This window comes from Vibrio sp. 947, assembly GCF_033339115.1.
GTDB lineage: Bacteria > Pseudomonadota > Gammaproteobacteria > Enterobacterales > Vibrionaceae > Vibrio > Vibrio alginolyticus.
Genome location: NZ_JAWOTX010000006.1, coordinates 100,611 through 121,778, shown reverse-complemented (window position 1 = coordinate 121,778; position 21,168 = coordinate 100,611). Strand labels below are relative to the sequence as shown.

Below are 21,168 nucleotides of genomic sequence, written 5' to 3'. Positions count from 1 at the left end.
TCGCTGAACGAACATTAAAGACTCTGTATTAACCATTGAGCAAAGGTGTTTACGTGTGATTTTTCGGATACTCGAACCACCATATAATGTGCACCAGAACTTGGCATATGCCAATTTCCAGCCTGGACTAATACGCCCTGTTGCAGCTCATCCTCAACAAGAAAGTCTCTTACCAGCAACACGCCAAGTTGATTAATCGCAGCATGAATAGCAAGCAATGAGTGTTCAAACTCGGCGACGACTTTGCTCACCTTCCCTTGGTAACCTTGGTGTGAAAGCCACTCTTGCCAAGATTCATGATAACCGCTAGTACAGATTTTAGGCGCTTTAGCTAACTGCGAGAGGTCATTTATCGGGTTTAAATGCATAAAGCCGGGGCTTGCGACAACAATCCAGTTTTCTTGGGTTAATCGTATGGCTTCTTGCTCTTGCCAATCTCCATCTCCGTTAATAATTTCGATATCCGCAATCGCACTGGCGTTTGGAACCGTATTAGCAGTGGTCGAGATTTTAAAGGAAATGTCTGGGAATTGTCGCTGAAAATCAGCCAACCTTGGCATTAACCACTGAGAGCAAAAGCTGTGAGCGACATGTAAGTTAACTTGCGTATTCTTGGGACGAGTAAATAAATGCTGCGTCGTGGTCGATAATGTTTGAAGCACATGATTAACCACAGGCCAGTATTCTTGTGCTGAGCAGGTCAGCGTAAGGTGCGTGCCCTTGCGCTCGAATAACGTCGCATTGAGCTGTGACTCTAGCGATTTCACCTGTTGGCTTACGGCCGCACGAGTCACATTTAGCTCCTCTGCGGCTTTTGTAAAACTCTGTAGTCGCGCCGTGGCTTCAAAAGCTCGGAGCAAATTGAGCGGCGGTAAACTTTGCATATCATTCTCCCAGACATTTAGCTGTCATGCTATGAACTGGTGATGACAAATTGATGAAGGTGCTGAGTTTACGTATGTTGAGCATATGTCAAAGCGTCCCGATATAACTATGTTTCTACACAACTACTGAGTTAGTTAAGCGGGATCAAAAAAGCCAGCGTGATACACGCTGGCTTTTGGAACTTTATCTTAAGCAGGAATTATTCTGCTTTTTCAGTTGTTTGGTATTCAAACGCAGGAACAACCACTTCAACACGACGGTTCATTTGACGACCTTGACGTGTCTCGTTGCTTGCCACTGGGTTAGCTTCACCCATGCCTTTCACTGTCATACGCTCAGCCGCAATACCTTTTGCTTGGAACTCGTCAGCAACGGCTTTCGCACGTTTTTCTGTGAGTTGCTTGTTGTAAGCAGCAGAACCTGTCGTATCGCTGTAACCCGTGATCTCAACTTGAGCTTGTGGGTAAGTATTCATCAAATCAACGGTACCAGAAAGGTTCGACGCGTCTTTCACTTCTGCACTTTCTAAGTCGAATTGTACTGTCGCTGTTGTTTGAGCAGGGTAAACGTGATCTACAATGCGTGTTGCAGGACGTGCTTCTACCGCCTCTTCAACGGCTTTTTCTTGAACGACTGGCTCAGAACCAAACTTGTAGTTGAAACCGATACCGAAGAAATCTGAATCCATGTCTTCAATTACATCATCAGACATATCTTGGTAGCGTTGGTATTCAGCACGTAGGCTCCAGTTGTAGTTGATTTGGTATTCAGCACCCAGAGAGCCAGTTGGTACGAAATCTTTCTCGTCACCAGCCATCATGTATGCAGCACCAACTTTCGCGAATAGATTCCAAGAATCCGTTAGTGGTAGGTTAAATTTAGGAGCAAGCGTCAATGCCCAAAGATCACCATCAACGGTGTTTAGGCCAGGCTTTTTGAAGTTTGCAGTGAAGTCACCAAGGTAATCAACACCATACTCTGCCGCAACGTACTTGTTGAAGCTGTAGCCTAAGTGCATAGATGCTGCAAAACTGTCGTCGTCACAAGGTTCGTTTAGGTAACACGCATCGTTTAGAGAGTTGTAACCTACTTTACCGCCCATGTAAGTGTCAGCAAGTGCAACGTTTGAGATCACACCACCAGCAAGTACAGTAGCCACTGCTATAGCGATTTTTTTCATTATTCTTTTCCTTTTTCTTGTACACAAAGCAACACATCGCGGCAGCATACTGCCGTAAAATATGAAGCCGTAACTTTCTCTTTTCTTCGAATAGAAATAGCTAAATAGCGTAGGAAAGAATCAAAAATGATATTCAAACGCCAATGACGTAAAACGGAAAAAGGTAACCTCAAGACCATCTATTCATGAGCTTCATCCGCATACCCAACCGAAAAATAAAGTTCGTTGCGTTGGTTTAGCCATAGTCAATTCGTTGCGGAGAATATCACAAAGAAGCCAACTTTCTGTGACGCAAATCACCATAAAAAGCCACTTTCTCAAATTTAAGAATCATCATTTAAGCTTGTGAATGGCAACAAATTTTTACAGGGGAGCATGGATGTGGAGAGCACAAAAAAACAGCTCATTTAAATGAGCTGTTTTCGAAATAATGAAAAAGCGTTAACTCGTCGCGCTAAATTTTATCCGCTACGGTTAACGTTGCAGCTAATACATCTTGCCCAAACAAGACACTACGCTCAGGAGACCAACCGTAAAGTGGATCTGGGTGATTGTTGTTATCTTTAAATGGCATTTCGATTGTGTAAGACAAGCATTTGAACTGCTCTGCAACCCAATTTGAACCCACAGTCAAATTCGCTTTACCAGGCTCATCTTTATCGTAACCAATCTCATCTTGGAACTCTGGCGTAATAGTCAGTAACGCTTGCTTAAATGATGTCTCTAAAGCGGCAAGATTTTCATCGTAAGAAGGAATACCTTCTGAGCCAGCGACGAAGTTATACGGAATCGCTTCATCGCCATGAATATCTAAAAACATGTCAACACCCGTTTCCAGCATGCGCTGACGCACAAGGTAGACTTCTGGGCTCTTTTCCATTGATGGCGTTTGCCATTCACGATTTAGGTTTACACCTACTGCGTTGGTACGCAAGTGACCGCGAATACCACCGTCTGGGTTCATGTTTGGTACGACGTAAAGCACCGCTTTTTCAAGCAATGCACGCGCAACCGTGTCGTTTTCATCTAACAGACGTTGGATCATACCTTCCATGAACCATTCTGCCATCGTCTCACCTGGGTGCTGACGTGCAATCATCCAGATTTTCTTTTTACCTTCTTCTGGCTCACCGAAAGTAAGCAAGCTCATGTCGTTGCCGTCTAATGTGTGGCCTAGTGTTTCAAGTTGGCAGTGGTGCGCGCTTTGTGCCATGTGTAACAAGTCTAAATGACGATCGTACGTGTATGGCGCAAAGTACGCGAAGTAAATTGAGCTGCGCTCAGGGATTACAGTGAAAGTCAGCGTGTCGCCATCGAACTCTGCCGGTACTCGGAACCATTCTTCACGATCGTAAGACGCAACCACATCGTAACCTTGCCATCCTTCTGGATAAGCCGATTTAGCCAAATCAAGCAATTTGATGGTGTGTGATTGCTCGGCTTCTGTCTCAAGACGGAAGTGGAACCACTGGTAGAATTCCGACATATTGTCGTTAGGAATTTTGAGTTGGATGTCGTTTTTGTCGTCCGCTTTCACTACGTGAATGCTGCCGCTATCGAAGTTGCTGAATACTTTCATTTTATGACTCACCTTTTAAATCTGAGCTTGAAAGACAGAGGCTAACACAAGGCTTCATCGCGCCCCAATGACTTTCACTGCAAACTGTCTCGTTTGTGGCTAAAGTCTTCAGTTTAGTCAAGCTTATCCGCTTTGCCTGCTGGTCCCGCGAGTTTTGCTAGCCACTTATCCCAGATGAATGGCGTCTGCTCGTTATCTTCTGCTTCCTCTTTGCGACGTACCGCGTTGCGTACCATCATTGCTCCCGTCCAACGGAATGGCTCTGGCGGGAAATGCCCCAACGGCCCTTTGGCTAAACCGCTTTTCGTCCATTCATTATCGATTCCCAATGCCAACGAAGATAAGATTTTTCCGCCCATTCGAGTCTGCGCTACACCATTGCCTGAATAACCAAATCCGTAAAAGATATTGCTCTGTTTATCTAGCTCGCCGAAAAAAGGGAAACCAGTAGCAGAACGATCAGAGCCCCCCGTCCATGAATAAGCAAACTCCTCCCCTCTCAAATGAGGAAACAACTTATCGAACGACTTGCGCAGTAGACCTTGGTAGCGTGTTGGCTTGTTAAACATTGCGTCAACTTGGTTATTGAAAGAAAACTGATTGCCGCCTTTCCCCAACATCAAACGGCCATCTGGCGTATCTCGGTAATAGTGGACGAAGATACGTGAATCCAACACGCTAGAACCTGCCTGCCAACCAGATAGAGGTAGTGCGTCACCAAGCGGCTTGGTGATCACCATGTCGGAAGAGACCACCACGATACTGTTTTTGAACTGTTTAAACTGCTCCACCATCCATGCATTTAATGCCAATACCACCTGCTGCGCTTGAACATTTCCTTTAGGTGTACAGACAGTGGCAGGTTTTCCATAATCTAGACGCGTCATCGGCGTATTCTCATAGATTTCAACACCCAACTCCATTGCGACGCGTCTTAATCCTCTCGCCAATAAAGCAGGTTGAACGCTGGCTGCAACTGGAGAGTGAAAGCCTTCTATATTGCGCGGCGATCCCGCATTGGCACGCAGTTCCTCCACCGAGCAACGACGCCAACTGTTCACTTCTAATCGCTTTAACTCGTCCACAACTGGCTGCATTCCCCCAGTTTGAGCCGGATTGGTTGCAGTGTAATAAACCCCATTTAACGATAATTGCGCATCGATGTTGTGCTGCTGACAAAAGTCGTCAATCTCTAGCACTGCTTGTTCCGACTCTTTTACTAACCAAGCAGCATGTTCTTCACCGAATAACCGTTTCAATGTCGGGAACTTGGTAGACCAAGTCAGCATACAACCGCCGTTTGCGCCCGATGCACCACTGCCACATAAGCCCTTTTCGATAACAACCACCTGTTTTGCCGGAGATTGCTGCTTAATCATAATCGCGGTCCAAAGTCCGGTGTATCCGCCACCAACAATCGCAACGTCAGTATTAATGTTCTGCTGTAACGGTTGTGGCGTTTCTGGTTGCTCAGCTTCAATTGCCTGCTTGAACCAATATGAATGATGTGTCATCGGGTATCCTCGTTAGTGCGTTACATCCATTTCCGCAAACACTTTACAAACGATGATGACAATCAACGAGCAAGAAAATCTAACGCTGAGCGATAGAAAATGTTGCACTGAGAGTGTGAAAATTTTCGCTTTCGACAAAAACAAAATGGGGAGCTCGTGGCTCCCCAAAACAAACAGCAAAAAATATTAGTGGTAAATAATTCAAGTCCGTCTTACTGGTTAGTATTTACCGGTATCACGCATGCGGTACTCGTATTGAACATTGAGAATAGGCTGGTAAACAACTTGCCCGTCACTTTGCAAGAACTCATTTACCATGACTTTTGAGTCAGTGATAGAAAACGATTGGCGATCAACATACGTTGTAAGGCTCGTAAACTCATCACGGAGTTGTCCAGATGATTTATTTTGGTAGCTTTGGATCATGTCTCGGCCCGTTTCATAAGCCGCTTGTTTGCTATCCATTACGTCGCCATGGATAGTTTCGGTATCGTTTGTCCACTGATAACCACCAGCAAGAGCCATAGAAGGTGCAGCAATCAGAGCAATCGTACTTGCTAAAGTTGTTAAGCGTTTCATAAACCTCTCCTTACTTACCTTTACATCGGGCCAAAATTGGCTCGATACTTATAAGGTACGTATAAAGACCTAAAACACGTCAAAACAATTTCAAATAATGTTCAATTTTCGTTCAACTTATTTCACAATAACTTAGCAACTCAACGTCATATTCAGCCGACATTCGCATTTTCTTCCTTTTGAACAATGGGTTTCAACCTGACACTTCCTTACCAAACCATACAATACCTAAGGTCAATTTTCTCTTAGAATTCCAGCAAAAGAACAGTGTTCAAAACCTCACACAAATGTCGGACACAGCAAAAACCACCTCTTTTCAGTCGTGCTTTGCATTCCTCCTTTTTCGGGTTCTTCGCTGCTCGTCCGTCGGTTCTTAATTGTCGCTATTGAGCACAAGTTAATCTGGAGTGAAAATGACCGCGAACAAATCCATTTTTTACCATAGCAAAACCATTTACTCAGATGATTATGCTGATGTCTACAAGCCAATTTGGACCTACAGAGCTAAGTTCATCTTTCGTGCGCTTTATTACAAACGTGCGTTTAAGCACCTTTCAGACAATATTGAATCGTCATTGTTAGAGTTGCTTTGTACACGTACGCATCGATTTTTAGAGAAGCCGTTTCGTCCGTATATCATCAAAAACAACTCAGCGTTCGATCGTTCTAACTTGGTGGTTGATCACTACAAAACGATTTCAGAACTGTTTTCTAAACAAACAATCGAAGAAATCTACACAGACTCGAAAGGCCTAACATTAGCCTCTTTTGAAATTGACGAAATACTATACTCGGTGAGATTAGTATACGAAGCACGTTATCAAAAAGAAGGCGATATGAGCCTAGTGCTGCACAGCGCTGAAGATGGCAACTTCTACACGCTCTCTTTTACGCTCGGTCACATCGAATCTGGACGCAGCATTATGATTGGCGGCTTACAAGGACCGCGAAGCAGTGAAGAAAACAACGCGAAAATTAAAAAGCTAACTCGTAAGCTTTACGGACAGAGACCAAAAAGCTTGATGGTGAGCTTGCTCACTTTGCTCGCACAAATTTGGGAAGTAAATACGATTCTAGCGGTGAAAACGCAGTCCCATACTTACGCAGCTAAACGTTACAGCAAAGGGCGAATAAAAACGGATTACGATGCACTCTGGCAAGAATTGGGCGGCACCGAATACAATCGTCATTTTTACTCAATTGATGTAAATGCACCCCGTCGAGATATCGAAGGCATGTCGCGCTCTAAGCGTTCGATGTATCGTCGCCGTTATGAATGGCTAGACAACACCAAGGTCACTTTCGAACAAATATTAAAAGGCGAGCAAGCTAAAAGCTAAGGAGAAGCGTTCATGCGTTATTCATTCATTACTGCTTTAGTGCTGTCGGCTTTTTCTTTGTCAACCAATGCAGAAACCAGTGTGCACATCATAGGTACAAACATTGGCTATGGCGATGTGAACTACGATGCTCCGACAAGCAAAGAATCAGGCGACATGTTCTTAGGTGAAATATATTACCGCTACATGCCAACACATAACTTTGGTATCGAAGCAGGTTATAAAGGCGCGTTTGACGGTATCGGCTCGATACTCGTGAGTCCGATTTCAGAAGTCACCGATACGAGCTTCTCCGGACCTCGCTTGAGTGGCTATGCTAGCTATCCTCTGGGTTCAGGTTTCGAACTGTACGGCAAGGCAGGTGTCACTCTCTACACTCTCGAGTACACTTATAAAGTGAACGGTCAGAGCAAGAACATCGAACACTCAAGTGTCGGAGGTGAAGCGGCTGGCGGTATCGGCTGGAGCTATAAACACTTTGGTTTGAATGCAGAATATGTGTACTCAAAAAACAGCGATTTTGACTCTAGCGGCGTGATGTTTGGTGCGCAACTGCGTTTTTAAACAAGGCTTACAAGTTAATACAAAAGGCAGCGAGAGGCTCATTCGCTGCCTTTTTTCGTGAATATAGGTCAATACGTAAGCGCGAGAATGATCCCCGCCACGATAGAAGTAACGCCAAGCCCTCGGGTGAGATACCATTTCTCAGACAGAAACCAAATCCCCATAAACAATCCAAACACGATGCTGATTTGCCTTAGTGCCACCACCAAACTTACGTTGTCGGTCATGGTCATCGCAAACAACACCAAGCCGTAGGTGGATGCCATCATTACCCCTGCCATGCTGGCTGTTTTGCGGATCTGCCACGCTGTCTTAATCTCATCTGGCTTGTCCGTAACTAAGCACCACACAAGGGCAGGAATACCAATTGCCCAAAACTGCACGCCCAAGTAGAAGATTGCACTGTACTGATCATTCAAGATCTCTGATGCTTGTCCTGTGAGTAAACTCAGCGCTTCTTTATCGACTACCGAGTAACCCGTTGTGCCTATTGCGGCAATCAATGCCCAGAACACACCAACGTTCAAATAAGAGCCCAATGTCATCTGACGAAAATTCGTCAGTGGTACAAGCATACAACCAAGAGCAATTAGTAAGAATCCAAGCCACTGCTGACTAGATAATTCATGTCCCAATGCAACACTGATTGCGCCGACCATCATCACAGGCAGTGCCCGAGCAATCGGATAAACCACCCCCACATCAGCGTGCTTATAAGCGACAATCAAACCAACCAGATAAACCATTTGTGAAATGCCGCTAATGAACAGCAATCCCCAAAACTCACTCGGTAATGATGTCCAGCCAATGGTTGCCAAATACCAAATCAAATAAGGGGTAAGAATGAAACATGCAGAAAAGCTGGCGGCCATGGTAAACGCGAGCCCTGACCCAGAGTTGCTTTTGCCAAGGATATTCCACCCCGCATGGAGAACAGCAGAGAAAACGACGAGACCAATCGCCAACAAATCCATTTCAATGTTCCTGTCTGAATAAAATAAAGGCCCCGAGATGGAGCCTTAGATAATGAGAAAATCCACTTAACGATTGAGTTCCGCCAGAGATTCAATGCTGATGGCATCGTGTCGCCAATACTCGATATCGCAATCAATCAACTCACCGTGCTGGTTGTAGTTGATGCGCTCCACTACCATCGCGGGCGTGCCGGCTGTCGCGCGCAGTGCCTGAGCCATTTCACCCAACAAAGTGCTGGTTGAAATGCGGTAGCGAATCTTTTGATACGTCACGCCATAATGCTCGCGGTAAATGTCCGTCAGTGAGTTTGACAAATCATAGTCCAGCAGATTCGGAAACAGCTCTGGGCGAATATAGTTTGTTACGAATCCTACAGGTCTATCTTCAAGGTATCGCACACGGTCGACTCGATACACGTCCGAGAAAGGTTGCAAGTCCAGCAAGCGTGCCGCTTGTTTGTTTGCCAACGTTCCTTTTGCTGCGACCAACTCCGTTTTTGGCACGCGATTTTGCGCTTTCGCCATGTTCGGGAAGTTCAGAGTTTGGGTTGGGTCGTAACGCAATGGCTCGGGTGAGATAAACCAACCTCGGCGATCTTCGCGATAGATTCGACCTTCTGCTTCCAGCAGTGATAAAGCTTCACGCAGAGTGACGCGTGTAGTATCGAACGACTCCGCCAACTTACGCTCTGCTGGCAGTTTTTGACGCGGCGATAACATGCCCGCTTCAATCTGTTCAACAATCGAATCTTTAATTTTTACGTATTGCACGAAGTGTCCTTATCTTTTGCGCCAAGCTTGTGTGCGATTCTCTAACAATTTACCCAAAGTCATCTGAACAATCTTCGCAATTGCGGCAGCCATCATGATCATCACAGCCATCGCTGCTGCAGCGCCAGTTTGACCTGCATCGTCCATATTCAGAATCGAGACCGAAGCCGGAATCGTATCGGTTGAGTAAAGGAATACTACCGCAGAAGTGGTGGTCAATGCATTAACAAACAAGTAAGTCGCAATATCCAAAATCGCAGGTAAGCACACAGGTAATGTCACTTTAAAGAACAACTTGTATTGAGGAAGCTTCACCGATGCCGCCGTGGCTTCAATCTCCGATGGTAACTGCTTTAGCGCTGTAAGGGCTGTCATGTGACCCACGGTGTAGTAATGCACTACCGTGTTAATCACCAAGAATGCCATGGTGCCATAAAGCACATTCAGAGGATTGTTCGCGTCATTGAAGTAAAAGATGTAACCCAAGCCAAGTACCATACCCGGAACCGCCATTGGCACCACGCTGAGCATTTGCATCACTTGACGAATTGGACCGAACGCACGCCCTTTGTCAATGCAGTAAGCGCCGACAAAGATGATGACTGTACCAATAACTGCCGTCCAACCTGCCAACGTTAGCGAGTTGAAAAATGGACTCCAACCGTAAGTGCTCATTTCAGCAAAGTTGTAGTTGTTTAGCGTCAACGCTTTGTTCCAAGGCCAGAATGTAACTAACGAGCCATACACCGCCATACCAAGTACTGCCAACACTGCGATCGAAATGATGCTGCAGTAAACCAAACAAATACTGTCGCGCGCTTTGTTAGGTTCTGGCTGATAAGGCACCGAGCGTGTGTCAAATAAGCTCTTTTGCTTTTTCTGTACCCAGCGGTCTGCACCAAATGCCATTACCGCAGGGAATAACAGCATAATGCTGGTCACCGCACCCATAGCAAAGTTTTGTTGTCCCACAACTTGCTTGAAGATGTCAGTCGCCAGAACGTTGTAGCTTCCACCAATCACTTTCGGCACACCAAAGTCCGTGATAACCAATGTAAAAACCACAATAAGCGTACTGATCAAACCGTATTTCGCCGCAGGTAACGTCACCATAAAGAAGGTTTTGATGGGTGAAGTTTTAAGTGCGCGGGCTGCTTCATACAAACGGGCATCTGAAGTACGCAGCGAAGTGGTTAAGATCATTAATGCATGAGGGAAGGTCCAGAAAATCAAACCCATCGAGATACCAATCACGCCGTAAACCGAGTTTCCTAACAGCATCTCTTTGGCAATGCCTTGATTACCGAAAAGGAAGATCAAACTGATCGCCGGCAACAACGAAGGCGCAAGGATTGGTGCAGTACCTAGGATTTGGAACAAACCTTTAAACGGCATGCATGAACGAGTCAGCGCATAGGCATAGCCAAACGCAAGCACACCCACTACCGAGGTCACAATCGCGCCCAAAGTGAAGGTGTTTCCCACCGACACCCACAAGCTTGAAGAGGAAAAGTACGTCGCAAAGTTTGCCAAACCAACGAATTCGCCATTGGCATTTTGCACACTCTTGGTCAACATTGCCCAAAGCGGCATTAAGATGAACAGCACCATCATGGTCGACAAGCCTGCGAGCAAACCGAACAACACAAGGTTGTCGCGGCTGACTCGTCCGAGTAGGGATTTTGCTTTGTCTTGTGTGGTCAGGCTATTCATCGTCATTGTCTTCGCATCCATGTTTACACCTACGCCGCTAGCGCTTTATCAACCGAGGGCACGGCGTAACCATGCAGCCCTTCTTCAGCAAACTGGATGTAACGTACATCGCCCGCCTTGATATTGAGTTTTTGAACCGTTTCCACAGGCACATCCACGACGATGGTTTTCGTTGAGCTGTCGTTTTGCAATACGCAATCAATGCGGAAAAACGCCCCCAAAAACTCAGTTGCCGTAACTCGCACTGGTAAAGAGTTGGTGTAGTTTTCAACGAACTTGATGCTTTCAGGACGCACCGCAAGGTCGAAGCGGTCACCACGTTGGATCTTACGATTGGTCAAGCTTGGCGCTGGCATCAATGTTTCTGCAATGCGTACTTGGGAGTCTGTTGCGGCTGAGGTTTCAATAAAGTTCATGCTGCCGACAAACTCAGCGACAAAGCGCGTTGCTGGTTGTTGGTAGATCTCTTGAGGTGTGCCGACTTGCTCAATCACACCATGGTTCATTACCACGATACGATCCGCCATCGACAGCGCTTCGTCCTGATCGTGCGTAACCATGATGGTGGTGATGCCCAGCTTGCGTTGCAGCTTACAAATCTCATCACGTAAGTGAACACGTACTTTTGCATCCAGCGCTGACAGCGGCTCATCAAGTAGCAGTAGACCCGGAGACAACGCCAATGCGCGAGCAAGTGCCACACGCTGCTGCTGACCACCAGAAAGTTGGTTAGGAAATTTCTCGCCAGAGGTTGGAAGACCAATGGTTTCTAACCAGTAATCCACCTTCTCTAGCGCTTCTTTGGTCGACATACCTTGGTTCTTCAAACCCACCGCAATGTTCTCTTGCACAGTTAGGTTCGGAAACAGCGCGTAAGATTGGAATACGATGCCGAAATCGCGCTTCTCTGGTGGTAGGAATGTGGTATCTTGACCGTTTTGAAAAATCGCACCAGACGTTGGCAAGTCTAAACCTGCAATGGCACGTAGCAGAGTGGTTTTACCGCAGCCAGAAGGACCAAGAAAACAAACGAACTCGCCCTTTTCAATCGCTAGCGAGATTTTCTTTAATGCAGTGAACTGTCCGAATTGCTTCACTACATTTTCGATATTTAGGTAATGTTGGTTAGTTGACATAACACACGCTCCAAATGGTATATACCAACTTTAGTTTTGGAGTGTTACGTTCCAATGACAAATTTATAGCCAGAAGATGACAAATAGATGAAGGGAGATGAGAGTGGTAACTAGAGATTCCCGACTTTCTTAAGTCCGTCATTCCAGCGAACCTAGGTGAGACTAGGAATCTACTTGCAGCAAACTCTGAAATAACAGAGAAAACAAAAAATCCACCTCAACCGAGGTGGATTTCAGCATTCAACTCAAAGCAAATTCAATTAAGATTTTGGCTCTGATTTCGCATCGAACTTCTCAGACCATGCTGCTAAAATCTCTGCACGCTTGCTACCCATTTGCGCGAAGTCCATCTTCGCCATGTTCTCTTGAACGTTAGGGAAGTTAGACACAGTCGCTTTCACTTCTTTATGTGCAACCACTGGGTACATCTCTACGTAAAGCTCGTTTGCCGCTTTAGAGATTGACCAGTCGACAACGCGCTTCGCTGCATCCGATTCTTTTACTAGACCAACCGCTTCTGATTCCCAGCCGATGCCTTTAGGTGTGATAACCGCGAGTGGTGCACCTTGTGTTTTCAGCTTCGCGCCGCGGCTCGCCATCGAGATACCGATAGCCACTTCACCCATACCCGCTTGAACACATGGCTTAGAGCCAGAGTGCGTGTAGTGTGCAATGTTCTTGTCTAAGTCACGCATGTAATTCCATGCCTGATCTTCACCCATGTTTTGTAGCCAAGCAGAAACCTGCATGTAGCCAGTACCTGAAGACGCTGGGTTCGGCATCGCAATGTGACCTTTGTAAACCGGCTTTGTTAGGTCTTCCCAAGACGTTGGTTTCGGTAGGTTAAGTTGTTTCGCTACCGCTTCGTTGAAACAAACTGCGTTAAAGAACGCATCGTTACCGAACCAAGCTTGGTTTGATTGAGGGTCGTTTAGGTTCGCGTGCAGCTCTTCCAAACCTTTTGGTGTGTAAGGCTTAAGAAGACCTTCATCTTTAAGCAGTGCCATTGACGAGCCAGCAAGACCCCAAACCACTTCCGCTTGAGGGTTGTTCTTTTCTGCCAGCAACTTCGCCGTCATGATACCGGTGGAATCGCGAACCCACTTAATCTTGATATCTGGGTTATCTTTCTCAAACGCAGACTTGTATTTAGCAAGAATGTCAGTTTCGAAAGCGGTGTAAACCGTGACTTCCTGTGCTGCCATTGCATTCGTAGCTAGCAGAGAGACAAGTGCAGCCAGCGATCCTTTCATCAAACGGTTTTTCATCATTTTCTCCAGTTAATTTGGCTAAGTTTTAATTTGGTCTGTACCAGTTGACGATATACACCCTACTGAGCCTTTGTGACGAATTCATGACCATTAAATGGCAGTTTTACGAAAGTTATCGATGAATAATCGTTCAATTGATCCACCATTTTCTGGATATTAAAGTTTTGTGAAATTGAAGATTCGCCTATTTACTGCGCTTTTCTTCCTCGTTAGAGTGAACTTGAAATTTGGTGTAGACCAATTAGCTTATTCTGATGGAAATCGAGATGAAAAACGAATACCTACTACTGACTCCTGGTCCTCTATCTACTTCTGAAACGGTACGTGAAGCCATGCTAAAAGACTGGTGTACTTGGGATGATGAATACAACAAAGACATTGTAGAAGTGATCCGCACTAAGCTTGTAAAACTGGCGACGGAGCAAGACGGCTACACCAGCGTACTAATGCAAGGTAGCGGCACCGCATCAGTAGAAGCGACGATTGGCAGCGCCATTGGCAAAGATGGGAAGTTGTTGGTTGTCGATAACGGTGCTTACGGTGCGCGTATCGCTCAGATCGCTGATTACCTAAATATTCCATGCCATGTAGTTTCCCCAGGCGAAACATCACAGCCACACTTGAACGAGGTGGAAACTGCATTGGCATCGGATCCTGCGATCACACACGTGGCAATTGTTCACTGTGAGACAACCACTGGCATGCTTAACCCAATTGAGGCATTTGCTTCTGCGGCAAAAGCACACGGTAAAGTCGTGATTCTCGATGCCATGTCGAGCTTTGGTGGCATCCCTATCGATATCGCAGAGCTTGGCATCGATTTTATGATCAGCTCTGCAAACAAATGTATTCAAGGCGTACCGGGTTTTGGCTTTGTGATTGCGAAGCAAACTGAGCTCGAAAAGTGCCAAGGTCAGGCACGTTCTTTGAGCCTTGATCTTTACGACCAGTGGCACTGCATGGAAGTGAACCACGGCAAATGGCGTTTCACGTCTCCAACGCACACGGTTCGCGCTTTCTACCAAGCCTTGTTAGAGCTGGAACAAGAAGGCGGCATTGAAGCTCGTCATAACCGTTACCAAACTAACCAGAAAACACTGGTTGCAGGTATGCGCTCTTTGGGTTTCGAACCGCTACTGAGTGATGACCTTCACTCGCCAATCATCACTTCTTTTTACTCTCCGACACACAGTGATTACCAGTTCAAAGCGTTCTACACACGTTTGAAAGAGCAAGGTTTTGTGATTTATCCGGGTAAAGTATCGAACGCAGATTGCTTCCGCATCGGTAACATCGGTGAAGTTTATCCAGCAGATATCGAGCGCTTAATCGGTGCGATTGAAAAAGCAATGTATTGGCAAGTTGCGTAAAGCAGCCTTCTGATTGAGAGAGCGTTATGACTCAGAATATCAAACCGACCCATTTCCGCAGCGAAGGCGATGTCAACACAACACCAGCGCGCCAAGCTTGGAATGCATCGATGGACGACGAACGCACGCAAGCTTTGTTAAAGCGTGATTCAGAGGTCTTTCTTCATCAAGCCATGTCGACACCTTGCTTAGATACCTTGGAAGCAGCAGAAGGCATCTACATCCAAGATGCCACGGGCAAAAAGTACATGGACTTCCATGGCAATAACGTCCATCAGCCGGGCTACGGTCATCCGCATGTGATTAAACGCGTGCAAGAGCAAATTGCCAAACTGCCGTTTTCACCACGTCGTTTTACCAACGAGACCGCAATTGAATGTGCCGAAAAGCTCACCCAAATCTGTGGCGGCGAATTGAACCGCGTGCTGTTTGCTCCGGGTGGCACATCTGCGGTTGGCATGGCTCTTAAATTAGCTCGCCACATCACGGGCAACTACAAGGTGGTGTCGTTGTGGGACTCCTTCCACGGCGCATCATTGGATGCCATTTCAGTAGGTGGCGAAGCGTGTTTCCGCCAAGGTATGGGACCATTAATGGCAGGTGTTGAGCGCATTCCACCAGCGGTGTCTTACCGTGGCGCTTTCCCAGTAGAGGACGGTAGCGACGTGCATTACGCCGACTACCTTGAATACGTGATTGAGAAAGAAGGCGGCGTGGGCGCGTTTATCGCAGAAGCAGTTCGCAACACAGATGTTCAAGTGCCAAGTAAAGCCTACTGGAAACGCATCCGTGAAATCTGTGACAAACACAATGTCATGTTGATCATCGACGACATCCCTAACGGCATGGGTCGCAGCGGTGAATGGTTTACCTACCAAGCCTACGATATCGAGCCAGATATGCTGTGCATCGGTAAAGGCTTGGGTGGTGGCTTAGTGCCTATCGCAGCCATGGTCACCAAAGACAAATACAACACCGCCGAGCAAATCTCCATGGGTCATTACACTCATGAGAAAAGCCCTATTGGTTGCGCAGCAGCGCTAGCCACAATGGAAGCCATTGAGCAAGAAGGCTTGCTAGAGAAAGCTAAAGCCGACAGCCAGTTCATGCGTGAAAAGCTGCTAGAGATGAAAGCCAAATACCCAGTGATTGGTGATGTTCGTGGCATCGGCATGTTGTGGGGCATTGAACTGGTCACTGACCACGAAAGCAAAGCACGCGCGTATGACGAAGCGGAAGCTGTACTGTACCAATGCCTCAACAACGGCGTGAGCTTCAAGGTATCGCAAGGTAACGTGATTCAGCTCAGCCCACCGCTGATCATTACTCGTGAACAACTGACAGAAGCGTTGGCGATCTTCGAAGAAGCCATCGCCAAAGTGTGTAAAGACTTTTACTACTTTTAGGGTCAATAGACCTCAACAAAAACCAATTTACCCAGAGCGCGGTTCCAACGTGTAGGCAAGCGCTCTGGCAAGCAAGAAAAAAGGATTGAACATGAGCATTTCACCAATTCAAGCAGTGATCTTTGACTGGGCTGGCACTATCGTCGATTTTGGCTCTTTTGCGCCAACCAGTATCTTTGTGGAAGCGTTCAAACAAGGTTTTGATTTTGAAATCGACCTTGAAGAAGCGCGCGAACCAATGGGGCTTGGTAAGTGGGATCACATCCAAGCTGTGGGTTGCATCCCTGCGGTTGATAAGCGTTGGAATGAGAAGTTTGGTCGATCAATGACCAGCGAAGACATCGATGCTATCTACGCAGCATTTATGCCTTTGCAAAAAGCAAAAGTGGCTGACCACGCAGAGCCAATTCTCAATGCGATTGAAGTTGTGAACGATCTGAAAGACAAAGGCATCAAGATCGGTTCTTGCTCTGGTTACCCTCGCGAAGTGATGGACGTACTGATTCCAGTTGCAGCGGATTACGGCTACAAACCAGATTACGTGGTAGCAACGGATGACCTGCCTCAAGGTGGTCGCCCTGCACCATTTATGGCACTGAAAAACGTGATTGAGCTGAATGTAACGGACGTTAACGCGTGTATCAAAGTGGATGACGCAGCCCCAGGCATCGATGAAGGTCACAACGCAGGTATGTGGACCGTTGGTTTGCTGCTTTCTGGTAACGAAGCAGGTCTAACGTTTGAAGAATACCAAGCCGCGGACGAAGCAACGCTTGATGCCGCTCGTGAAAAAGCGCGTGCAAAACTGCTCAAGAGCTCGCCGCACTACCTTATCGATACGATCGCTGACTTCCCAGAAGTGGTTGCGGATATCGAACGTCGCCTAGCGGCAGGTGAACGTCCTTAGTCGACAATCACTATTCTCACGCATAAAAAAACCTCTCAGCATTGAGAGGTTTTTTGTATCGCGTTTTAGTATCTAACCAAATCAAATTAGTTGATCGCAGTGCTCGCTCGGCGTTTTAGCTTAAAGCCCATGTCCGTTGCATGATCTACAGGCTCACCTTTAATGGCTTGCAGTAACTTGTCTGCGGCTTTCGTCCCCATACGTTCGTAATCGAATTCCGCACAGGTCAAACTTGGGTAGGCGTGCTCACCCATAGAAGAGCCTTCTAAACAGATAATCGCAATGTCGGTTGGGACTTTCAGCACTCGGCGATGACACTCAAACAACGCGCCAATCGCAATCTCTTCATGGCTACATACCAGAGCATTCAAACTTGAATCACGCAATAAAAGCTTCGCCAACCCTTCCGCACCCAATTGTGAAGATGGTGCTTCGTGCGTGGTTAAAAAATGGTCCGGCGCAAGGTAGTTCTCAATCATCGCGCTTTGCCAGCCGTGTAGCTTACGTTGCAAAGTGGAGTGATCGCCACGTGCCCCAATGAAGCCCACGTTCTTGAAGCCTTGTTCAATCACATGCTTGGTACAGGCTTTACCCACCTCAAAATGGTCGACACCGATATTGAGGTAACTGGCTTTCGAGCTTAACTCAGCAATTTCCAATACTGGCGTGTTCGAGGCTTCCAAAAGCTGATTAGTACGTTGGCTGTGTTCATTACCAAACAGCACCACTCCGGCTGGGCGGCTCTCAAGAAATGTCGAAAGCAGTTTCTCTTCTTGCTCTACCGAGTAGTCGCTGTAACCAAGCAGCAACTGATAACCTGCTTTGTTCAACGCTTGTTGAAAGCTCGGTAAGAAAAGCGCGCACGCTTTTTCAAACAGGGAAGGAATGATAAGAGCGATGGAGTAACTTTCAGCAGACGCCAAAGCCCCTGCCGCTTTATTCGGGATATAGCCGAGCTCATCAACCACTTGTTGAATCTTTTCTCTCAGCTTGTCAGATACTAGCTCGGGCGTTCGTAATGCTCTCGACACCGTCATGGTGCCTACGCCGGCTTTTTTAGCGACGTCCGCCAAGGTGACATTGCCAGTACTTCTTCGTTTGCGAGGTTCGCTCATTGTTCTTATTTAGTGTTCTCTATTTTCTGCCGCGACATCTTACCACAGCGTTTTAGTGGTTTTGATATTAGCGCATTAGAAGTCGATCACAAGCATATGAAACTCGGATGACTGATAAAAATGGTAGCGCTATCACAATTTATGATAGCGCTATCAGATAGCGCTACCATTTGTGATCATTCTCAGGTTTTTCTGACAAATTGATCGATAAAGTACCCATCAACAAAACAACAAACCGGAAAGATCCAATGCTACGTGAACTGATTACCTCTGATGTGATTCGCATCCATTCTGATGCTACTGACTGGAAAGATGCGGTGAGCAAATCCTGTGAAGCACTGATTGAAAATGGCGCGATTGAGCCAAGCTACGTGGACGCTATTTACCGCTCACACGAAGAGCTCGGTCCTTACTACGTGGTAGGTCCTGGTATGGCAATGCCACACGCTCGCCCTGAAGATGGCGTTAACCGTTTGTCTCTTGCAATCACGGTGATTCAAAACGGCGTGAACTTCGATTCTGAAGGTAACGATCCAGTGAAAATGCTGGTTACGCTAGCCGCGACAGACAGTAACTCGCACGTGGATGCGATTTCTAAACTGGCTGAGTTGTTTATGAATGAAGAGCATGTAGAAGCCATCTGCACCGCTCAAAACACACAAGATGTTCTCGCGATCATCGAAAAATACTAACTCCTGATGCGCCCTTAAAAAATGGGCATACACCCCTATAAAAAGAAAAGGTCTGAATTATGAAAATTATGGTTGTTTGCGGTCATGGTCTTGGTACTAGCCTAATGATGGAAATGAGCATCAAAGGCATCGTGAAAGAATTGAATGTAAACGCAGAAGTGGATCATATCGATTTAGGTTCTGCAAAAGGTACGGATTGTGACATCTTCATCGGTACTAACGACATCGTTGAACAGTTGAACGCACTTGGCGTTGAACCACGCATCGTTGCGCTTGATAACATGGTCGACAAAGTGGCAATGAAAGAGCGTCTATCTGTAGCACTTCAAGAGCTTGGCGCTCTATAAGGTGGCGTTATGGAATTTTTCAGTTTCTTAATGAACGATGTCCTATCAGAGCCGGCGGTTCTGGTAGGTCTTATCGCCCTAATCGGCTTAATTGCCCAGAAAAAACCGGTCACCGAGTGCATTAAAGGCACGGTAAAAACCATTCTTGGTTTCATCGTGCTTGGTGCGGGTGCAGGTCTAGTTGTGACTTCTCTGGGTGACTTTGCGACGATTTTCCAGCACGCATTTGGCATCACAGGCGTGGTTCCAAACAACGAAGCTATCGTCTCTATCGCGCAAGAAGCGTTTGGTAAAGAGATGGCGATGATCATGTTCTTCGGTATGTTAGTGAACATCTTGATTGCTCGCTTCACGCCATGGAAATTCATCTTCCTAACAGGTCACCACACACTATTTATGTCGATGATGGTAGCGGCGATCCTTGCTTCTAGCGGCATGAAAGGTGTTCCACTGATCGCACTTGGCTCTCTGGTTGTGGGCTCTGTGATGGTGTTCTTCCCTGCGATTGCTCACAAGTACATGAAGCAAGTAACAGGTTCTGACGACGTTGCGATTGGTCACTTCTCTACCCTTTCTTACGTACTATCGGGCTTTATTGGCAGCAAGTTCGGTAATAAAGAACACTCTACTGAAGAGATGAACGTACCTAAGAGCTTGTTGTTCCTACGTGATACGCCTGTAGCAATCTCGTTCACTATGGGCATCATCTTTATGGTGACGTGTATCTTCGCTGGCGGTGACTTTGTACGCGAAGTTAGCGGTGGTAAGCACTGGTTCATGTTCGCGCTGATGCAATCCATCACATTCGCCGGTGGTGTGTACGTTATCCTTCAAGGTGTACGTATGGTTATCGCAGAAATCGTTCCAGCGTTTAAAGGTATCTCAGACAAACTAGTACCAAACGCAAAACCTGCGCTTGATTGTCCGGTTGTATTCCCATACGCACCAAACGCAGTATTGGTGGGCTTCCTATCGAGCTTTGCGGCGGGTCTTTTGGGCATGTTCCTACTTTACGTGATGGGTCTCACTGTGATTATCCCTGGTGTCGTTCCACACTTCTTTGTAGGCGCAGCGGCAGGTGTATTTGGTAACGCTACAGGTGGTCGTCGCGGTGCAATCTTGGGTGCTTTTGCACAAGGTCTATTGATTACCTTCCTACCAGTATTCCTAATGCCAGTACTTGGTGACCTAGGCTTTGCTAACACGACCTTTAGTGACGCAGACTTCGGCGCTGTTGGTATCCTACTGGGTCTGATTGTTCGTTAAGTAGTTAGTCTGAATATGACTAGCTGATAACTGACTTGATTGATGCGGGAATAGGCTCATAGGCATCAATCCTAAAGAGTCTCTAGTCATAGCAAGCGACTGACTTTAGAACAACCGGAGCATGAAAGAAAACAAACGCCCCTCACGTGAGGGGCGTTTTTCTTTTTGGCACTATCTTAAGGAGGTTTGGTTTATTGAAACGTACTTCCGTTAGATAGCAGCTTTCTTGTCGGCTCTTGCTCGGTGTATTCGACCGCATCGTGATCCGCGAGCTTATCGACTTCCGCCTGTTCACCCACCACAATCAACACATGTTGTTTCACCAGAGCATCGACCACTTCAATGTTGTGCTGACGAAGAAGCGCTCTCACTTCGCTCTCTTTTCCTTCATGATACTTAACAAAGTAACGTGCAGGTTGCTGCTCGGCTTGATCTTGGCGTTCATCCACGAGAGGAAATCCTTGATTGTTTGCCAAGCTGCTTGAGCTCAGTCCGATTGCCAATAGTGCGGTAGCGCCTACCGCAGACAAAGAAAGTAAGGTCAACTTCTTCATAGCCA

Annotated in this window: 20 protein-coding genes; 8 read left to right on the top strand and 12 right to left on the bottom strand. The window is 46.6% G+C overall.

The features are described 5' to 3' along the window. Positions 1–14: 14 nt before the first annotated feature. The 5 genes from R7Q39_RS09650 to R7Q39_RS09630 all read right to left on the bottom strand — a co-directional run bounded on the left by R7Q39_RS09650 (position 15) and on the right by R7Q39_RS09630 (position 5,737). Positions 15–884, bottom strand: a complete 870-nt coding sequence (locus R7Q39_RS09650; protein WP_213893576.1) for a LysR substrate-binding domain-containing protein — start codon at positions 882–884, stop codon at positions 15–17. A 200-nt stretch (positions 885–1,084) separates the two neighbouring features. Continuing rightward, positions 1,085–2,065: an OmpA family protein gene (locus tag R7Q39_RS09645; RefSeq protein WP_104980396.1), complete on the bottom strand. Its 981-nt coding sequence runs from the start codon at positions 2,063–2,065 to the stop codon at positions 1,085–1,087. A 454-nt stretch (positions 2,066–2,519) separates the two neighbouring features. Beyond that, entirely contained in the window at positions 2,520–3,644 is a 1,125-nt protein-coding gene (locus R7Q39_RS09640; RefSeq protein WP_017819760.1) for a M14-type cytosolic carboxypeptidase, read from the bottom strand. A 113-nt stretch (positions 3,645–3,757) separates the two neighbouring features. Continuing rightward, positions 3,758–5,158 (bottom strand): FAD-dependent oxidoreductase, encoded by a 1,401-nt coding sequence (locus R7Q39_RS09635; protein WP_213893577.1) that lies wholly within the window; start codon positions 5,156–5,158, stop codon positions 3,758–3,760. 219 nt (positions 5,159–5,377) lie between these two features. Then, positions 5,378–5,737, bottom strand: coding sequence for a DUF3316 domain-containing protein (locus R7Q39_RS09630; protein WP_203345288.1), 360 nt, complete (start codon positions 5,735–5,737; stop codon positions 5,378–5,380). Positions 5,738–6,150: 413 nt separating this feature from the next. Between R7Q39_RS09630 and R7Q39_RS09625 the strand changes: the two genes are divergently transcribed. Next, positions 6,151–7,077, top strand: a complete 927-nt coding sequence (locus R7Q39_RS09625) for a VirK/YbjX family protein (RefSeq protein WP_213893578.1) — start codon at positions 6,151–6,153, stop codon at positions 7,075–7,077. A 12-nt stretch (positions 7,078–7,089) separates the two neighbouring features. Continuing rightward, on the top strand, positions 7,090–7,641 hold the full coding sequence (locus tag R7Q39_RS09620; protein WP_182015801.1) for an outer membrane beta-barrel protein: 552 nt from the start codon (positions 7,090–7,092) through the stop codon (positions 7,639–7,641). 68 nt (positions 7,642–7,709) lie between these two features. Here R7Q39_RS09620 and R7Q39_RS09615 read toward each other — a convergent pair whose 3' ends face one another. The 5 genes from R7Q39_RS09615 to R7Q39_RS09595 all read right to left on the bottom strand — a co-directional run bounded on the left by R7Q39_RS09615 (position 7,710) and on the right by R7Q39_RS09595 (position 13,506). Then, entirely contained in the window at positions 7,710–8,615 is a 906-nt protein-coding gene (locus R7Q39_RS09615) for an EamA family transporter (protein ID WP_318076026.1), read from the bottom strand. Between the two features lie 66 nt (positions 8,616–8,681). Continuing rightward, entirely contained in the window at positions 8,682–9,386 is a 705-nt protein-coding gene (gene phnR, locus R7Q39_RS09610) for a phosphonate utilization transcriptional regulator PhnR (RefSeq protein WP_318076025.1), read from the bottom strand. Positions 9,387–9,395: 9 nt separating this feature from the next. Continuing rightward, positions 9,396–11,120 (bottom strand): putative 2-aminoethylphosphonate ABC transporter permease subunit, encoded by a 1,725-nt coding sequence (locus R7Q39_RS09605; protein ID WP_017817335.1) that lies wholly within the window; start codon positions 11,118–11,120, stop codon positions 9,396–9,398. An 8-nt stretch (positions 11,121–11,128) separates the two neighbouring features. Beyond that, positions 11,129–12,235 carry a putative 2-aminoethylphosphonate ABC transporter ATP-binding protein gene (locus R7Q39_RS09600; protein WP_017817336.1) on the bottom strand — a complete coding sequence of 369 codons (1,107 nt, stop codon included), beginning with the start codon at positions 12,233–12,235 and terminating at the stop codon, positions 11,129–11,131. A 260-nt stretch (positions 12,236–12,495) separates the two neighbouring features. Beyond that, positions 12,496–13,506: a putative 2-aminoethylphosphonate ABC transporter substrate-binding protein gene (locus R7Q39_RS09595; protein WP_005384363.1), complete on the bottom strand. Its 1,011-nt coding sequence runs from the start codon at positions 13,504–13,506 to the stop codon at positions 12,496–12,498. A gap of 266 nt (positions 13,507–13,772) precedes the next feature. Between R7Q39_RS09595 and phnW the strand changes: the two genes are divergently transcribed. From phnW to phnX, 3 genes are all read left to right on the top strand, one after another. Further along, the gene (phnW, locus tag R7Q39_RS09590; protein ID WP_005432490.1) at positions 13,773–14,876 is read left to right on the top strand and encodes a 2-aminoethylphosphonate--pyruvate transaminase; all 1,104 of its coding nucleotides are present in this window, start codon (positions 13,773–13,775) and stop codon (positions 14,874–14,876) included. A 26-nt stretch (positions 14,877–14,902) separates the two neighbouring features. Further along, positions 14,903–16,282 (top strand): aspartate aminotransferase family protein, encoded by a 1,380-nt coding sequence (locus R7Q39_RS09585; protein ID WP_318076024.1) that lies wholly within the window; start codon positions 14,903–14,905, stop codon positions 16,280–16,282. Between the two features lie 91 nt (positions 16,283–16,373). After that, entirely contained in the window at positions 16,374–17,189 is an 816-nt protein-coding gene (gene phnX, locus R7Q39_RS09580; protein ID WP_318076023.1) for a phosphonoacetaldehyde hydrolase, read from the top strand. An 86-nt stretch (positions 17,190–17,275) separates the two neighbouring features. On the opposite strand, the gene R7Q39_RS09575 is transcribed toward phnX, so the two are convergent. Then, on the bottom strand, positions 17,276–18,304 hold the full coding sequence (locus tag R7Q39_RS09575) for a LacI family DNA-binding transcriptional regulator (RefSeq protein WP_318076022.1): 1,029 nt from the start codon (positions 18,302–18,304) through the stop codon (positions 17,276–17,278). 248 nt (positions 18,305–18,552) lie between these two features. Between R7Q39_RS09575 and R7Q39_RS09570 the strand changes: the two genes are divergently transcribed. The 3 genes from R7Q39_RS09570 to R7Q39_RS09560 are packed head-to-tail and all read left to right on the top strand — an operon-like array spanning position 18,553 to position 20,609. After that, positions 18,553–18,996 (top strand): PTS sugar transporter subunit IIA, encoded by a 444-nt coding sequence (locus R7Q39_RS09570; protein ID WP_005384357.1) that lies wholly within the window; start codon positions 18,553–18,555, stop codon positions 18,994–18,996. 59 nt (positions 18,997–19,055) lie between these two features. Beyond that, positions 19,056–19,343 carry a PTS sugar transporter subunit IIB gene (locus R7Q39_RS09565; protein ID WP_005374080.1) on the top strand — a complete coding sequence of 96 codons (288 nt, stop codon included), beginning with the start codon at positions 19,056–19,058 and terminating at the stop codon, positions 19,341–19,343. 9 nt (positions 19,344–19,352) lie between these two features. After that, on the top strand, positions 19,353–20,609 hold the full coding sequence (locus tag R7Q39_RS09560; RefSeq protein WP_042523363.1) for a PTS ascorbate transporter subunit IIC: 1,257 nt from the start codon (positions 19,353–19,355) through the stop codon (positions 20,607–20,609). Positions 20,610–20,800: 191 nt separating this feature from the next. Here R7Q39_RS09560 and R7Q39_RS09555 read toward each other — a convergent pair whose 3' ends face one another. Then, complete coding sequence (locus R7Q39_RS09555; protein ID WP_041054168.1) at positions 20,801–21,163, bottom strand: hypothetical protein; 363 nt, start codon at positions 21,161–21,163, stop codon at positions 20,801–20,803. Positions 21,164–21,168: the final 5 nt, after the last annotated feature.

Excerpts from the sequence above, each read along its gene's own strand:
- R7Q39_RS09650 (WP_213893576.1), bottom strand. The coding sequence starts at position 884 with ATGCAAAGTTTACCGCCGCTCAATTTGCTCCGAGCTTTTGAAGCCACG.
- R7Q39_RS09645 (WP_104980396.1), bottom strand. The coding sequence starts at position 2,065 with ATGAAAAAAATCGCTATAGCAGTGGCTACTGTACTTGCTGGTGGTGTG.
- R7Q39_RS09640 (WP_017819760.1), bottom strand. The coding sequence starts at position 3,644 with ATGAAAGTATTCAGCAACTTCGATAGCGGCAGCATTCACGTAGTGAAA.
- R7Q39_RS09635 (WP_213893577.1), bottom strand. The coding sequence starts at position 5,158 with ATGACACATCATTCATATTGGTTCAAGCAGGCAATTGAAGCTGAGCAA.
- R7Q39_RS09630 (WP_203345288.1), bottom strand. The coding sequence starts at position 5,737 with ATGAAACGCTTAACAACTTTAGCAAGTACGATTGCTCTGATTGCTGCA.
- R7Q39_RS09625 (WP_213893578.1), top strand. The coding sequence starts at position 6,151 with ATGACCGCGAACAAATCCATTTTTTACCATAGCAAAACCATTTACTCA.
- R7Q39_RS09620 (WP_182015801.1), top strand. The coding sequence starts at position 7,090 with ATGCGTTATTCATTCATTACTGCTTTAGTGCTGTCGGCTTTTTCTTTG.
- R7Q39_RS09615 (WP_318076026.1), bottom strand. The coding sequence starts at position 8,615 with ATGGATTTGTTGGCGATTGGTCTCGTCGTTTTCTCTGCTGTTCTCCAT.
- R7Q39_RS09605 (WP_017817335.1), bottom strand. The coding sequence starts at position 11,120 with ATGGATGCGAAGACAATGACGATGAATAGCCTGACCACACAAGACAAA.
- R7Q39_RS09600 (WP_017817336.1), bottom strand. The coding sequence starts at position 12,235 with ATGTCAACTAACCAACATTACCTAAATATCGAAAATGTAGTGAAGCAA.
- R7Q39_RS09595 (WP_005384363.1), bottom strand. The coding sequence starts at position 13,506 with ATGATGAAAAACCGTTTGATGAAAGGATCGCTGGCTGCACTTGTCTCT.
- phnW (WP_005432490.1), top strand. The coding sequence starts at position 13,773 with ATGAAAAACGAATACCTACTACTGACTCCTGGTCCTCTATCTACTTCT.
- R7Q39_RS09585 (WP_318076024.1), top strand. The coding sequence starts at position 14,903 with ATGACTCAGAATATCAAACCGACCCATTTCCGCAGCGAAGGCGATGTC.
- phnX (WP_318076023.1), top strand. The coding sequence starts at position 16,374 with ATGAGCATTTCACCAATTCAAGCAGTGATCTTTGACTGGGCTGGCACT.
- R7Q39_RS09575 (WP_318076022.1), bottom strand. The coding sequence starts at position 18,304 with ATGAGCGAACCTCGCAAACGAAGAAGTACTGGCAATGTCACCTTGGCG.
- R7Q39_RS09570 (WP_005384357.1), top strand. The coding sequence starts at position 18,553 with ATGCTACGTGAACTGATTACCTCTGATGTGATTCGCATCCATTCTGAT.
- R7Q39_RS09565 (WP_005374080.1), top strand. The coding sequence starts at position 19,056 with ATGAAAATTATGGTTGTTTGCGGTCATGGTCTTGGTACTAGCCTAATG.
- R7Q39_RS09560 (WP_042523363.1), top strand. The coding sequence starts at position 19,353 with ATGGAATTTTTCAGTTTCTTAATGAACGATGTCCTATCAGAGCCGGCG.
- R7Q39_RS09555 (WP_041054168.1), bottom strand. The coding sequence starts at position 21,163 with ATGAAGAAGTTGACCTTACTTTCTTTGTCTGCGGTAGGCGCTACCGCA.